Source organism: Litorivita pollutaquae, assembly GCF_003205515.1.
GTDB classification, from domain to species: domain Bacteria; phylum Pseudomonadota; class Alphaproteobacteria; order Rhodobacterales; family Rhodobacteraceae; genus Litorivita; species Litorivita pollutaquae.
Map to the genome: position 1 here is coordinate 12,015 of NZ_KZ826495.1, position 15,181 is coordinate 27,195.

General features: G+C 57.5%; 11 protein-coding genes and 1 tRNA gene. 6 read left to right on the forward strand and 6 right to left on the reverse strand.

Features of this window, described 5'->3' with window-relative positions:
- Positions 1-7 precede the first annotated feature (7 nt).
- From DI396_RS15925 to DI396_RS15955, 6 genes are all read left to right on the forward strand, one after another.
- Positions 8-1,309, forward strand: a complete 1,302-nt coding sequence (locus DI396_RS15925; RefSeq protein WP_110797382.1) for a flagellar hook protein FlgE — start codon at positions 8-10, stop codon at positions 1,307-1,309.
- 88 nt (positions 1,310-1,397) lie between these two features.
- A complete protein-coding gene (flgK, locus tag DI396_RS15930) occupies positions 1,398-2,852 on the forward strand; it encodes a flagellar hook-associated protein FlgK (RefSeq protein ID WP_110797383.1) in 1,455 nt (484 codons plus the stop codon).
- 3 nt (positions 2,853-2,855) lie between these two features.
- A complete protein-coding gene (locus tag DI396_RS15935) occupies positions 2,856-3,869 on the forward strand; it encodes a flagellin (RefSeq protein ID WP_110797385.1) in 1,014 nt (337 codons plus the stop codon).
- Positions 3,869-4,993, forward strand: coding sequence for a flagellar basal body P-ring protein FlgI (locus DI396_RS15940; protein WP_110797387.1), 1,125 nt, complete (start codon positions 3,869-3,871; stop codon positions 4,991-4,993). Before DI396_RS15935 ends, DI396_RS15940 begins: the two co-directional genes overlap by 1 nt.
- 558 nt (positions 4,994-5,551) lie before the next feature.
- Positions 5,552-5,628, forward strand: a tRNA-Arg gene (locus DI396_RS15945).
- Positions 5,629-6,286: 658 nt separating this feature from the next.
- A complete protein-coding gene (locus DI396_RS15955) occupies positions 6,287-7,930 on the forward strand; it encodes a BCCT family transporter (protein WP_110797389.1) in 1,644 nt (547 codons plus the stop codon).
- Positions 7,931-8,023: 93 nt separating this feature from the next.
- Here DI396_RS15955 and DI396_RS15960 read toward each other — a convergent pair whose 3' ends face one another.
- The 6 genes from DI396_RS15960 to DI396_RS15985 all read right to left on the reverse strand — a co-directional run bounded on the left by DI396_RS15960 (position 8,024) and on the right by DI396_RS15985 (position 14,914).
- Entirely contained in the window at positions 8,024-9,502 is a 1,479-nt protein-coding gene (locus tag DI396_RS15960; RefSeq protein ID WP_110797402.1) for a mannitol dehydrogenase family protein, read from the reverse strand.
- Between the two features lie 145 nt (positions 9,503-9,647).
- Complete coding sequence (locus DI396_RS15965) at positions 9,648-10,652, reverse strand: ABC transporter ATP-binding protein (RefSeq protein ID WP_110797391.1); 1,005 nt, start codon at positions 10,650-10,652, stop codon at positions 9,648-9,650.
- Between the two features lie 10 nt (positions 10,653-10,662).
- On the reverse strand, positions 10,663-11,493 hold the full coding sequence (locus DI396_RS15970) for a carbohydrate ABC transporter permease (RefSeq protein WP_110797392.1): 831 nt from the start codon (positions 11,491-11,493) through the stop codon (positions 10,663-10,665).
- Positions 11,494-11,505: 12 nt separating this feature from the next.
- Positions 11,506-12,372: a carbohydrate ABC transporter permease gene (locus DI396_RS15975; protein WP_110797394.1), complete on the reverse strand. Its 867-nt coding sequence runs from the start codon at positions 12,370-12,372 to the stop codon at positions 11,506-11,508.
- A gap of 107 nt (positions 12,373-12,479) precedes the next feature.
- Positions 12,480-13,784, reverse strand: coding sequence for an ABC transporter substrate-binding protein (locus tag DI396_RS15980; RefSeq protein WP_110797395.1), 1,305 nt, complete (start codon positions 13,782-13,784; stop codon positions 12,480-12,482).
- Positions 13,785-13,885: 101 nt separating this feature from the next.
- Positions 13,886-14,914: a LacI family DNA-binding transcriptional regulator gene (locus tag DI396_RS15985; RefSeq protein WP_110797397.1), complete on the reverse strand. Its 1,029-nt coding sequence runs from the start codon at positions 14,912-14,914 to the stop codon at positions 13,886-13,888.
- Positions 14,915-15,181 lie beyond the last annotated feature (267 nt).

Genomic DNA, 15,181 nt, shown 5'->3' on the forward strand with positions numbered 1-15,181 from the left:
GTATCGTATGACTATTTCCTCCTCGCTCAATGCCGGTGTGGCAGGCCTACAGGCCAATGCAACGCGGCTTGCAACGATCTCAGACAATATTTCGAATTCGGCCACCTATGGCTACAAACGCATGGAAGCGGATTTCCACTCGATGGTGATTTCCTCGACCGGCGGCACCTATTCTGCCGGCGGCGTGCGCTCCACCACACAGCGGTTGATCGACGAACGCGGCGCGCTTGTCTCAACCTCGAACGCCACGGATCTGGCGGTCCGCGGTCGGGGTATGTTGCCGGTTTCGCAGGCGACCGAAGTCGAAGTCGCCAATGGCGAAACGCAAATGTTCCTGACCACCACCGGATCCTTCCGCACCGATGCCGAAGGCTATCTGCGCTCCGAATCCGGTTTGGTCCTGATGGGGTGGCCCGCCAATCCCGATGGGTCGATCCCGACCTTCCCGCGCGACACCTCCGAAGGGTTGGAGCCCGTGCAGATCAACGTGAACCAATTCTCCGGCGAACCGACAACCAGCATGGCCTTGGGGCTCAACCTGCCCGCAACGGATACCGATGCCGGTTCGGTAAATGATCCGTGGGAGCTGTCGGTCGAATACTTTGACAACCTTGGCACCTCCGAAAGCATCAACATCGAATTCTCCGCCACCGTTCCGGCCACGGGGTCATCGAACGAATGGACGATGATCATGCGCGATTCGGCAACCGGATCGGCCATCATCGGCGAATACACTTTGACCTTTGAAGATAGCCGCACCGCAGGCGGCACACTTGCAAGCGTGGCGACAACCTCTGGCGGTGTGTATGATTCCGCCACCGGTTCAATCATCGTCAACGTGGACGGCGGCCCGATGGAGATCAATATCGGTAAACTTGGCGATGCGGACGGTCTGACCCAATTGTCCGACAGCTTCGCCCCGGTTTCGATCAGCAAAGACGGATCACCGGTGGGTAACATGACCGATGTCGAAGTCGATGCGAACGGCTATGTGCATGCCTATTTTGACACCGGCATCACCCGCACGATCTATCAGGTGCCCTTGGTTGATCTGCCCAATCCGAACGGCATGGTCGCTTTGGACCATCAAACCTACCTGCCTTCTCCCGAAAGCGGATCCTATTTCCTATGGGATGCGGGCGACGGCCCAACGGGTGATATCGTCGCCTTTGCCCGCGAAGAATCGGCCACCGATGTGGCGGGTGAATTGACCGCGATGATCCAGACTCAGCGCGCCTATTCGTCCAACGCTAAGGTCATCCAAACCGTGGACGAGATGTTGCAAGAGACCACCAACATCAAACGATGATTCACTAATCACCTTCGGCGCGCGGGGATGATCCGCGCGCCGACTTACCGAAATTTTCTGCGCTTCGCGCACCCCGAAAGGCCAAGACATGTCCATTTCCGGCGCCTTGAACAATGCCCTGACCGGCCTGACCGCAGCGTCTCGCGCCGCCGAGGTCGTCTCGTCCAACCTGTCCAATATCATGACCGATGGCTATGCCCGTCGCGAATTGTCGCAATCTTCCAGCGTTATCGGCAGTGCCGGCGGCGTGCAGGTCAACGGCGTCAACCGTGATGTCAATCAATCCCTGTTGAGCGACCGGCGGTTTGCCTCGTCAGAATATAGCAACACCGAAACCACAGCGAACTTTCTCGCGCGGATGGAAACGCTGCTTGGGACCCCGGAAGATGAATATTCGCTCTCCTCGCGCATCGCTGTCTTTGAAAGCAGCCTCGTCGCTGCCGCCTCGCGCCCTGAATCCACCGAACGCCTCGATGAGGTCGTCCTGCGCGCCAGCAGCGTCGCTGAGACCATCAATACTATTTCCGATGGCATTCAGGACATGCGCCGCCAAGTCGACACCGAAATAAAGGACACTGTGGACCGGCTCAATGTGTCGTTGGAACAGGTTCAAGATTTGAACGTGCGGATCTCGGCCGCGCAACACCAAGGCAAGGAAACCGCTTCTCTGGAGGATCTGCGCCAGACGGTCATCGACAGCATCGCCGAAATTATCCCGGTGCGCGAAGTCCCCCGGGATCGCGGCGCAGTCGCGCTCTTTACTCCGGGCGGCGCAATTTTGGTCGACAGTTCGGCGGTCGAGCTCAGCTTCACCGCCTCAAATGTGATCATGCCGCATATGACGGTCGACAACGGCTTGCTGTCGGGACTGGAAGTCAATGGCCGCGACGTCAGCACCGACAACGATCGCGGGCCCATCGCCGGCGGGAAACTGGCCGCCCTGTTTGAAATCCGCGACGAAATCTCTACCGGGGCGCAGGCGCAAATCGATGCGGTGGCCCGTGATCTTGTAGAACGGTTCGAGGATCCGGCATTGGATGCCACCCGCGCGCCCGGCGACGCCGGCCTGTTCACTGACCAAGGCGCGGCATTCGTGGTGGCGGATGAGATTGGCCTCGCAGGGAGGCTGGAAATCAATGCCGCAGTGGATGCCTCTGCGGGCGGCGGCTCATGGCGTATCCGTGACGGGTTGGGTGCGGTCTCCGCCGGACCCTTGGGGGATGCCAGCCTCTTGCAAGATTTGAGCACCACCATGAGCGCCCTGCGCACCCCCGCGTCCGGTGACTTTGGCAGCGCCGCACGCTCCTCCTCTGGCCTGGCGTCCAGCCTGCTGTCCTCTGTCGGGTTCGACCGGCAGGTCATGGAAACCCAAATGACATTCGCCAGCACGCAGTTCAACGAGCTCAAAACCATGGAACTCCAGAACGGCGTCGATTCCGACTATGAAATGCAACGCTTGATGCTCATCGAACAGGCCTATGCCGCCAATGCGCGGATGATCGAAACGGTCGACGAGTTGATGCAAAACCTGTTGAGGCTATAACCCATGTCCCAAATGACCATAGGCGATATGGCCGCGCACTTCATGCTGCGCCGCCAGAACGTTGACATCAAACAGAACCTGACCCAGTTGACCGAAGAACTGGCGTCAGGGCGCACCGCAGATGTCTCCGAACACCTTGGTGGCAATTACAGCTATCTCAACGAGATCGAGCGCGGCATGACCCTGCTCAAAGGCTATGAGACTGCAACCGGCGAAGCAGGTATTTTCACCGGCGCCATGCAGGCGTCTTTGGAAACCGTACAAGAACAGACCTCTGATCTGGCTGCGGATCTGGTGATGGTGTCCAGTTCATCGATCCCCTCGGTGCTCACCAGCGCCTCGGGCGATGCGCGCACGCAATTGCAATCCATCGTCAGCGCGTTGAACACCAATGTCGCCGGCCGCGCACTGTTTTCCGGTGTCGAAGTGGACAAATCGCCTCTGATCAGTGGCGACGAAATACTCGACGAATTACGCAGCGCCCTGACAATGGCAGGTGCCGTTACCGTGGGCGATATCGACACGGTTTTGGACGATTACTTCGACACGCCCGGTGGCGGCTTCGAAACCTCCGCCTACCAAGGCGCGACCACAAGCATGTCGCCCTTCCTCTTGGGCGAAGGCGAGAGTGTCAATCTTGATCTGCGTGCCGATGCGCAAGGGTTTCGGGACCTGCTCAAATCCACCGCCAAGGCGGCCTTGGCCAGCGACACCACCCTCGGGTATCCCAGCACCACACAATTGGATTTGCTGCGGATGTCGGGCGAAGAGTTGCTGACCGCGCAATCGGGGCTGACCGCGATCCGCTCCGATCTGGGCTACGCCGAAGCGCGGATTGAAGAAAGCAAGGTCCGCGTGGCCTCGGAAAAATCCAGCCTCGAATACGCCAGGGGCGAATTGATCGGCATCGACCCCTATGAGACCGCGACCAAGTTGGAAAATGCACAACACCAGCTTGAAACGCTCTACACGCTCACGGTGCGCATGTCGCGCCTGTCATTGATGGATTACATGTAATGATCACGTTTCGCAGCCTCACCCGCCTGCTCGGCGCCTTTTTGGTTGCCGTCGCTCTGGCACCGCTGCTCGCCAACGCCAGCCCGATCCGGATCAAGGATTTGGTCGAATTCGACGGTGTGCGCGGCAACGATCTGGTCGGATATGGTCTTGTCGTGGGCTTGAACGGCACCGGCGACGGGTTGCGCAATGCGCCCTTCACCGAAGAGATCATGTCCAATATTCTCGAACGGCTCGGCGTCAATGTCACCGGCGAACAATTCCGCCCCAAGAACGTCGCGGCGGTTCTGGTCACCGCATCCTTGCCGCCCTTTGCGCGCGCCGGCGGCAAAATCGACATCACCGTTTCGGCGATCGGTGATGCCAAAAGCCTGCTCGGCGGAACATTGGTGATGACCCCTCTGAACGCCGCCGATGGGCAGATTTACGCTGTGGCCCAAGGCACGATCATCGCCGGTGGCGTCTCGGCACAAGGCGATGCGGGCGGCGTGGTTCAAGGGGTACCCACGGCGGGCGTGATCCCCTCGGGCGCACGGGTTGAACGCGAAATCGCTTTTGACTTCACCGCGCTCAATTCTCTGCGCTTGGCCCTGCGCGAGCCGGATTTCACCACAGCAGGCCGCATCGAAAAAGCGATCAACCGCGATTTCGGCCGCGGCGTTGCGGTGATGCTTGATGCGGGAACCGTGCGGCTTGATATCACGGCCACACGCATGCCTTCACCCGCCCATGCTCTTGGCCGCGTCGAAAACATCCTTGTCGAACCCGAACGCAAAGCCCGCGTCGTCGTTGATCAGGCCTCCGGCACCATCGTCATGGGCGCCGACGTCAGGATCAGCCGCGTGGCTGTCTCCCAAGGCAACCTGACCTTGAAAATCGAGGAAAAACCCATCGTGGTACAACCCAACCCCTTCTCGGACGGGCAAACCGTTGTGGTGCCGCGCACCGATGCGCAAATCCAGGAGGAACCCGGCATCGGATTGGCCGAAGTGCGCCCCGGCACCTCTCTTTCCGAAGTGATCTCGGGTTTGAACGCACTTGGCGTTTCGCCGCGCGACATGATCGATATCCTCAAAAGCATCAAAGCCGCCGGTGCGCTGCACGCCGAATTTGTCGTGCGCTGATCCTTCGGACGCAAAGCCAACTCGCAAGCGGCCTCCTGTAATCAGGGGGCCGTTTTGCATTAATACTGCGCCAATGCTCGGGTTGTTCCCTCACAATTTTCTTGGACCTGTCGGCTTTCATGCCGCTGCTTTATAACATTTACTGCACCAAAGAAGGTTGACTATAGGACTGAAGCGAACGGCCGAATTTCGTCCAGATGCTGTGGGTATTGCGCTGATCCGCAGGCTGACCACTGCTCGGCAATTGATACTGTCTGATGTCAGCGCCTAGGCGCCTTGTAGCGCCATGACATCATAGGCGTGAAAGTTGTGATTTTCATAGTCTAGACGTAGGTGAACCGATGCGCCGTGGTCAAGCATCTGACGCAAAAAGCAAAGGGATAATCTTGCCCACTGGGCATCCGTCATTTAAACGTCGGCGCGCGCCGCATGCCCCTTAGCTCAGCTGGATAGAACATCCGTCTTCTAATCGGTGGGTCAAGTGTAAATTTCGCTTTGAAATAAAGACGCTTAGCAAGTAGTAAAATATCGCGGACTGTTTTACAGACTGCTTTCAGCGGCTCCGTAGCTCAACTGGATAGAGCAAGGACCTTCTAAGTCCGAGGTTGAGGGTTCAAGTCCTTCCGGGGCCGCCAAAATCTAACCGTGTTGGGATATTATCGCATCATTGCGCAATCTCAAAACCGCTTGGATCGGATCTCCTAGAACAATGTAGTAAGTAGTAGTGTCAGCGCCAATGGGACAGGCTTGAGGAGGTGAAACAGTGGCTATGAACACTCGCAACTCACCTTTTTCGACTGATGGAGTGAAGTTTTTCGCGAGGGGGGCGAACCGCCGCTTGCTGAGTTTGCAAAAGGTTGAATTGCGGACGGCAAGCTTACGCTCGAAAATACCCGTTCTGAGTTCCGCAACCGATAGCGCTACTTTCGAGCACTCACAGGCAATGCGTTCGGGCTGGATCCGCCGTCGCCCCCACATAACGCGCCATCGGATGACGGGTCCGACGACATATAGGTATTTTGCCGATCTGGCCTCTCGAAGATACCACCCCCTGACCCGTCAGCATGAGGGTACTTTGCTTCTGGTGCAATGGTAGGCGCATTCTTTGGCCGGCTCGAACAACATCGGGCCCACATCGAATCCACATCCGTCACCAAGTCTTTCAAAAATGCGCTTGGCCACGATGCGTTTGGCCAAAGGGCCGCTGTATTTTCTGATTTCAGCCGGACGGTGGCCGTTTTGCTCCCAATAGCCTAAGGTGAAAAAATGTGCGGACAATAAGGAGGACATCTGATGACAGATGTGTCGACACCGGGGATTCCATCTCCGGACGGCGCGGCGGATGTAATCGAGACCGATTACACCATCGGCCAAGACAACCATGAGGGCGCAGTCGGCCCTTTTGGTTTTGATATTCACAATCCGGTTTTCGCGATTTCGGGGCTGAGCATCGTCGCCTTTGTATTCTATACACTGGCATTACCCGATCAAGCAGGCGGCGTGTTCAGCTGGCTGTTTTCGTCTGTGACAAAAGGCTTTGATTGGTTCTTTTTGACATCGGCGAATATCTTTGTGCTGTTTTGCCTGATGTTGATCGTCACCCCTCTGGGCAAGGTCCGGCTGGGCGGCGCAGAGGCAACACCCGATTACAATTACTTGGGTTGGTTTTCGATGTTGTTCGCGGCGGGTATGGGCATCGGATTGATGTTCTACGGCGTGTCCGAACCGCTGTCGCATTTCTCGACGTCATTGGGCGGAACCGCCGTTGGCGAAGACGGCCTGCGTAGCGACTGGGCCCCGTTGGGCGCCGCCGCCGGCGACCAAGCCGAGGCAATCCGTCTTGGCATGGCCGCAACGATTTTCCATTGGGGTTTACACCCTTGGGCCATCTACGCCGTTGTCGGGTTGGCTTTGGCTTTGTTCAGCTACAACAAAGGCTTGCCGCTAACCATCCGCTCGGCTTTTTATCCAATTCTGGGCGAACGCGTCTGGGGTTGGCCCGGCCATGTTATCGACACGCTCGCGGTGTTTGCCACGCTCTTTGGCCTTGCTACATCGCTTGGCTTTGGCGCGACACAGGCCAATGCGGGTTTGAACGAATTGTTCGGCCTGCCGATCGGCCCTACGGGACAGGTGCTGTTGATCTCCGGCATCACGGCGGTTGCAACGATCTCGGTTCTGCGCGGGCTTGATGGCGGTGTGAAGATCCTGTCGGAATTGAACATGGGGCTGGCGTTTTTACTTTTGGCCTTCGTCCTCATCGTCGGGCCGACAGTGGCAATCCTCAGCGGCTTTGCCTCGTCGCTGGTTGCCTATATCGAATACCTTCCGGCGCTGTCCAACCCGATCGCCCGCGAGGATGTGAACTTCAGCCAAGGCTGGACCTCGTTTTACTGGGCCTGGTGGATCAGCTGGTCGCCCTTCGTCGGCATGTTCATTGCCCGCGTCAGCCGGGGCCGCACCGTGCGCGAATTTGTGATCTGCGTTCTGTTGATTCCCAGCCTTGTTTGCGTGCTCTGGATGAGTGTTTTTGGCGGCGTCGCGATCCAGCAGGTTGTCCAGGATGGCTACACCGCCGCGCAGCAAGCCGAATTGCCGCGCCAACTATTCGCCATGCTCAAGGCTTTGCCCTTGGCGGGGATCACATCCCTCATCGGGATCGTTCTGGTCATCGTGTTTTTTGTGACCTCGTCGGATTCGGGATCTTTGGTCATTGATACCATCACGGCGGGCGGCAAGGTCGACGCACCGGTGCCGCAGCGGGTATTTTGGTGCATCTTCGAAGGCGCGGTGGCGATTGTATTGCTGCTCTCTGCCGGAGGCCTGAAATCGCTGCAATCCATGGTGATTTCAACCGGCCTGCCCTTTACCGTGGTTTTGCTGATTATGTGCTTTGCCATCTACAAAGGCCTGCGCTCGGAGCGTGCGAACACCTAACCCACGCGGCCAAAAACACAACACGCCCCGCAGAGCCAATGCGCACTGCGGGGCGTGTTATTTTGGAGCGCCCCAATCATGCGATCCGCAGAATCAGCGGCTCAAATATGCAGCAATCGCCGCCTCAATACCTTCCGCGTGAATTTGGAGCAGCCAGTCGCAGAACGCATCCGCAAAAGCTTTTTCCTCGCCCAAATCGCCATAATAGCGGGACATTCCAAGCCATTTGAGAGGCGCCGTTTCCGCAGTTTTCGCGCATATATTCAACTCTGACCAATGGGGGTCATTGGGCGCGATGCGGCTGCCATCCTCGCGGGTACCGGTGCAGTATCGGGCCCAAGATGCCGCAACCAGAGCAAGGCCGTCCACCGGCAGGCCTGCGGCCAAACCATCCCGGATCGACGGCACGATGAACCCCGGATGCCGACTTGATCCGTCAAAGGCAACGCGGCGGGTGGTGTCCGAAATCTCGGGATTGGAAAACCGGCGGTCGATCAGGTCAAGATACGCCACCGGCGTCATGTCCGGAACGGCATCGACATGCGGGGCAACCTCTTCGGTCACAACCTTATGCAAGAGCGCGCGTATGCCCGCATGAGCCATAGCACCGGCAACGGTGTCGATCCCCAAAATCTGTGCCGGAACCGCGATGATTTGATGCCCGCCATTGAGAATACGGATTTTCATGGCTTCAAAATCCTGCACCCGCGGCGAAAATGTCGCGCCGACCTTGTCCCAATCGGGCCGACCGGAACAAAACGCATCCTCGATCACCCATTGGCGATAGTTCTCATGGGTCACCGGCGCCGCATCGCGCAGCCCGAACCCTTCGGCCATGGCGATCTCTTTGGGACCGGTGGCGGGCACGATGCAATCGACCATGGAATTGGGAAAGCAGCAATGGGCGTCAATCCAATCGGCCAAATCCGCATCGGAGAGCCGCGCCAGCGAAATCACCGTTTGGCGCATCACCGCGCCATTGCCCTGCAGGTTGTCACAACTCATGCAGGTGAACGGTCCCGCCCCCGCATCGCGGCGCAGTTTTAGCGCGGCAATGATGGCACCAAAAGCGGTGCGCGGCGCGGCAGGGTGGGCGGCGTCATATGCGATATCGGGATCGCCTGCATTAAAGCCGCCAGTCGCCGGATCAATGAAATATCCGCCCTCGGTCACGGTCAATGAAACGATACGAATAGCAGGGTCGGCCATCTTGGCAATCAACGGACCGTTGCCCTCTTCGACAGGCAGAAAATCAATCATCGATCCGCAGATCTCCGCAGATTTCCCCGCCGGATCCAATTCGATCAAGGTGGTCAGGTAATCTTGGGCCAAGAGCTTCTCGCGTTGCGCCGCGTCGCTGGCACGCACGCCTGCGCCGATGATCGCCCAATCGTGGTTGAGGCCTGCGTCGAACAGCCGGTGCAGATACCATGCCTGATGGGCGCGGTGAAAATTGCCCAAACCGATATGCACGATCCCCGCACGCAGGGCACTGCGATCATACTGCGGCACGCGCAAGGCGGGGGCCAATTGCCTGAGGCTTGCATTGGACAGAGGAATTGGCGCGTTCATTTGTGTCATCCACATTGTAGGTTTTGTGCCGCAACGGCGCGATGTTATCGATCCGGTTTGATTGAGACGGCCGGTTGGCGCAAGGCGGCGGCGCCCTGTGCGTTTGGGCGGGTGCTGAACGTTCCGGTGCCTTGGCCGGACCCGGTCATGAGAACCGCAATCCCTCTGCGTTAAAACGATGGATTTTGTCGTCGCGCGGGGTCAGGAAAACGGTGTCGCCGTGATCGAAGCTGACCTCGCCGGGGGCGCGGACGGTTATGGTTTCGGCCAATCCCGTGTCGTGGATATGGAAAAACGTGTCCGACCCCAGATGTTCTGCAACGCCGACCTTGCCCTGCCACGGACCGCCTTGCGCATCCACGTCGATATGTTCGGGGCGAATGCCGATGGTATGGGCGTCGTGTTTTTCTGCCTCGGCCCCGTCAATCAGGTTCATTTTTGGCGACCCGATGAAGCCGGCAACAAAGGTGTTGCGCGGGGTATGATATAGCTCTAGCGGGCTGCCGACCTGTTCGATGTGACCGGCGCGCAGCACGACGATTTTATCGGCCATGGTCATGGCTTCGACCTGATCGTGGGTAACATAAACCATCGTCGTCGCCAGCTTTTTATGAAGCTCGGAAATCTCAAGCCGCATGCCAACGCGCAAAGCGGCGTCGAGATTTGACAAGGGTTCATCAAACAAAAACGCCGAAGGTTCGCGCACGATGGCGCGGCCGATGGCGACCCGTTGGCGCTGTCCGCCGGACAATTGCCCCGGCCGGCGGTCGAGATAGTCGGTCAGGTTCAACGCCTTGGCCGCCGCGTCGATTTTGGCGTTTTGTGTGGCTTGATCCACCCCCGCCATACGCATCGGAAAGGCGATGTTTTTGCGCACGCTCATATGCGGATAAAGCGCGTAGGATTGGAATACCATTGCCAAGCCGCGTTTGGCGGGCGGGATCGCGGTGGCGTCTTGGCCATCAATGCGCAGCGTGCCCGATGTCATATCCTCCAATCCAGCAATCAACCGCAACAAGGTGGATTTTCCACATCCTGACGGGCCGACAAATACCGTAAATTCGCCGTCATGAATTGTCAGGTCAAGCGGCGGGATCACCTCCACATTGCCGAATTTCTTGGTGACTTTTTCAAGTGTGATTTGTCCCATGGAATGTTCCTTATTTAACCGCGCCAAAGGTGAGGCCACGGACAAGCTGTTTCTGGCTGAACCAGCCGAGGATCAGGATCGGCGCAATGGCCATCGTCGAGGCCGCCGAGAGTTTCGCGTAAAACAATCCCTCGGGACTTGAGTAGCTGGCGATGAAGGCCGTCAATGGCGCGGCTTTGGCAGCCGTGAGGTTGAGCGTCCAGAAGGCTTCGTTCCATGCCAGAATGAAATTGAGCAGCAAGGTCGAGGCAATTCCGGGCACCGCCATCGGTGTCAGCACATAGATAATTTCCGAACGCAACGTCGCCCCATCCATGCGTGCCGCTTCCAATATCTCGCCGGGGATTTCGCGAAAGTAGGTGTAGAGCATCCAGACGATGATCGGCAGATTGATCAACATCAACACGAGGGTCAGGCCAAGGCGGCTATCCAAAAGGCCCATTTTGATGAACAGCAGATAGATCGGGTAAAGAACGCCCACGGCGGGCAGCATTTTGGTTGAGAGCATCCAAAGCAGGATATCTTTCGTGCGATGCGAGGGCACAAAAGCCATCGACCACGCGGCTGGCACCGCAACAATGATCCCCAAAATGGTGGACCCACCGGCGATGAAAATCGAATTCCACAAGAAACGGGCATAATCGGACCGTTCTGTGACAACGGAATAATTCTCTAAGGTCCAATCAAAGAACAAGAACACCGGCGGATCGGCAATCGCGGTCGCCTCGGTTTTGAAACTGGTTAGAAAGGTCCAGAGGATCGGGAAAAAGATCAACAACCCGATGCCCCACGCAAGGGCTGTGTTGATTGCTTTTCTTTGTGTGGTCACGGTGCGGCTCATGTTGTGATCTCCTCACGCGTCCAGATTTTTGCCAACGATACGCATCAAGAACAGCGCGATGATATTGGCCAGAATGACAGCATAAACCCCGCCGGCCGAGCCAAGCCCGACATTCTGGCTTTCGAGCACCCGTTGATAGACCAGATAGGTCAGGGTTTTGGTGCCAAAGCTGCCTTGGGTGGTGACAAGAATTTCGGCAAAGATCGACAGCAGGAAAATCGTTTGGATCAAGACGACGATGGTGATCGCCCGCGCCAAATGCGGCAGGGTAATATAAGCAAAGCGGTAAAGCGGCGGAGCACCGTCCATTTCGGCCGCCTCCAATTGCTCGCTGTCGAGGGATTGGATCGCCGTCAGCAAGATCAGTGTCGCAAAGGGCAACCATTGCCACGAGACGATCATCACGATCGAGGTCAGCGAGGCTTGGCTCAACCACTCTACAGGCGTTAATCCAAAGGCGTTCCACAGATGTGCAAACAGACCATTGACCGGATCCATAAACATATTCTTCCACACCAAGGCCGATACCGTTGGCATGACAAAGAACGGCGCGATCACCAGAATACGCACGACCCCCTGCCCCCACATCGGTTGATCCAGAAGGATTGCCAGCAAGACCCCCAATACCACGGTGATCGCCAAAACCGATCCGACGATGATCAATGTGGCCTGGATCGACGGCCAAAAGGCGCTTGAGGTGATAAAACGGGTGTAATTATCAAAACCCACCCATCCCAAATCCCCGCCGCGCAGGGGCAGGTATTTCTTGAACGAGAAATAGAGCGTCATCGTCAATGGCACCAACATCCAGCCCAGTAGAAGAATGACGGCCGGGGCCATCATCAAGCGGGCAGCGGATCGGGAATGTTGGGTGGCCATGACATATCTCCTCGCGGGCAAAAGGCGGCGGCTGTGTTGGTCTGTCAGGATTTGAAATTACGAAGGTTGCATTTCGGGGGACAAATCGCCCCCCGAAACCTGATCACTCAATAGCCTGCGGCTTCCATCTCATCCACGGTCAGAGCCTGCGCTTTGGCAAGGGCCTGATCCACGGTCTGTTGACCGGCAAGGGCCGCCGAAAACTCTTGTCCCACCTGCGTGGCGATGCCAGCGAATTCGGGGATCGCAACAAATTGCACGCCCGTGTAGGGCACCGGTTTGACGGTCGGTGCGTTCGGATCGGCCGCATTGATCGAGTTGAGCGTCATTTCGGCGAAGGGAACCTTGGCGTATTCCGGGTTCTCATACAAAGACTTGCGCGTGCCCGGAGGCACGTTGGCCCAACCTTGGTTCGCCGCAACCAGCGCAGTGTATTCCTTGCTGGTGGCCCAGGCGACGAATTTCTTCGCCTCATCGGTTGCGTCCGATCCGGCGGGGATGGCCAAGGACCACGCCCAAAGCCAATTACCGCGCTTGCCCAGCCCGGCATCCGCCGCCAAGGCAAAACCGACTTTATCGGCCACAGTGCTGTCGTCCGGATTGGTCACGAAGGAGGCCGCAACGGTGGCGTCGATCCACATGCCGCATTTGCCTTGTTGGAACAACGAAAGGTTCTCGTTGAAACCATTGGTCGACGCACCCGGAGGACCGTATTTGGTCATCAGGTTGATGTAGGTGCTCAGCGTGGTTTTCCATTCCGGTGTATCAAATTGCGCGGTCCAGTTTTCGTCGAACCAACGCGCACCAAAGGAATTGGACATCGCCGTCAGGAAGGCCATGTTCTCGCCCCACCCGGCTTTGCCCCGCAGACAGATGCCATAAACACCATTGTCCTTGTCGGTCATCGCAGCAGCGGCGTTTTCAATGTCGCCCCATGTGGGTGCCTCGGGCATTTCCATACCGGCGGCTTCCATCAGGTCCTTGCGATACATCACCATCGAGCTTTCGGCATAGAATGGCGCGGCGTAGAGTTCGCCATCGATGGTCAAACCACCACGGATCGCGGGCAGAATATCGTCGACATCCCATTGCGCCGGAAGATCATTGAGAGAGACCAGCCAGTTTTGCGCGCCCCAAATCGGAACCTCATAGGTGCCGATGGTCATGACGTCGAACTGACCACCCTTGGCGGCAATGTCTTGCGTGACCCGTTGGCGCAGAACGTTTTCTTCCAGCGTGACCCATTCCAATTTGATATCTGGGTGCTTCGCGGTAAAATCATCGGTCAGACCCTGCATGCGGATCATGTCACCATTGTTCACGGTTGCAATGGTGAGCGTTGTTTCAGCCGTGGCGAAGGTCGCCGCACATAGTGCCGCAACGCTCGCCATGCCAAGCGTTCTCAAAATCATCCTTAGTCCTCCCTAAGTGCATCAAATGCTGAGGAGCAGCTTAGAGATGAACAATACGCGACGTCAATTATTTTTTTACGCGCGTAAAATTCAATAGGGTTTCAAGCGGATGCGCGCATCACCAAGTGCCCGTCAAACAAAATGTCCCGCGCCGAATCATCAATGCTGCCGCCTTCAACCAGTTTCAAAACCGTCTCGACGCTGCGCTCGGAGATGGCTTTGTAGTCCTGCGCCACCGTGGTCAGCGACGGCCCGGTGAATCGCGCAAAGGGATGATCATCATGGCCCGCGATACGCATTGTGCACTCCTCGGTGATGCCAACGCGGATGCCGCTCTCATAGGCGGCCGCCAAAAGACCGATCGCCAAACGGTCATTGCTGCATAACACGGTTTGGCTGGGCAAGCCGCCCTCGGCAATGACCCGCAGCCCCTCGCGGTACCCGATGTCTTCAAAATCCCAACCGTGGCCCTCGACCCGCACGACATGCGGCGTATGCCCCAAACGTTGCATCGCCCGCAGATAGGCATCCCGGCGTTTGTTCGCATTCGGGTTCACCGGCGGCATTTCGAAAAAGCAGGGCGGCGCACCGGTCCGACACAAATAGTCGACCATCAAAGGGATGGATTGGAACGGATCAGAGCCAATAAACGCCGCGCCAATGCCTTCGATGTTGCTGTCAAAGAGCACCGTCGGCACATCCTTGCAAAAGGCCTCCAACGTTGCGCGATCCGAACTCCGCCCGAGCGGGGCGAGCAGAACGCCTGCGGGCCGGATCGACCGCAATGTGTCCATGATCTCGATCTCGTGTTCGCGGCTCCCGTGGGAGCTGAACGTCGTAGGGGAAAACCCCGCATCAATGCAGCGCCGTTCAATATTGCGTGCCAATTCAGAGAAAAACGGATCGGCCAAATTGGGCACAACGATGCCAATATTTTTCGTCAGTCGCCGGTTTTGATTGACCGCGTAGAGATTGGGGCGGAAATCATAACGTTCCAACGCCGCTTCGATTCGTTCACGGGTCGATGCCCGCACGCTGCTGGGGTCGTTAAAATACTTCGACACCGTGGGGCGCGAGACGCCACTCTTGGCGGCAAACTCTTCCATATTCCTGATTTTTCGCTCGCGCATCGTCACACCCCGCAAAGTCGCGCGATGGACGGCTGGTTAATTTACCGCGCGACAAGATTAAACTTACCATAGAAAGTTCTGCGCGCCGAGGTCAAGCGCGCACCGCTTTGCCCCGCTGCTTACTGTGTCCCGATTCTATTGATGGACCTGTCGCGGTTTGATGCCGCTCCTTTGATAGCATTTACTGCAACAAAGGAGACTGACTATGGGATTGAAACGGACGGACGAATTCCGCCAGGATGCGGTGCGTATCGCGCTGACCAGTGG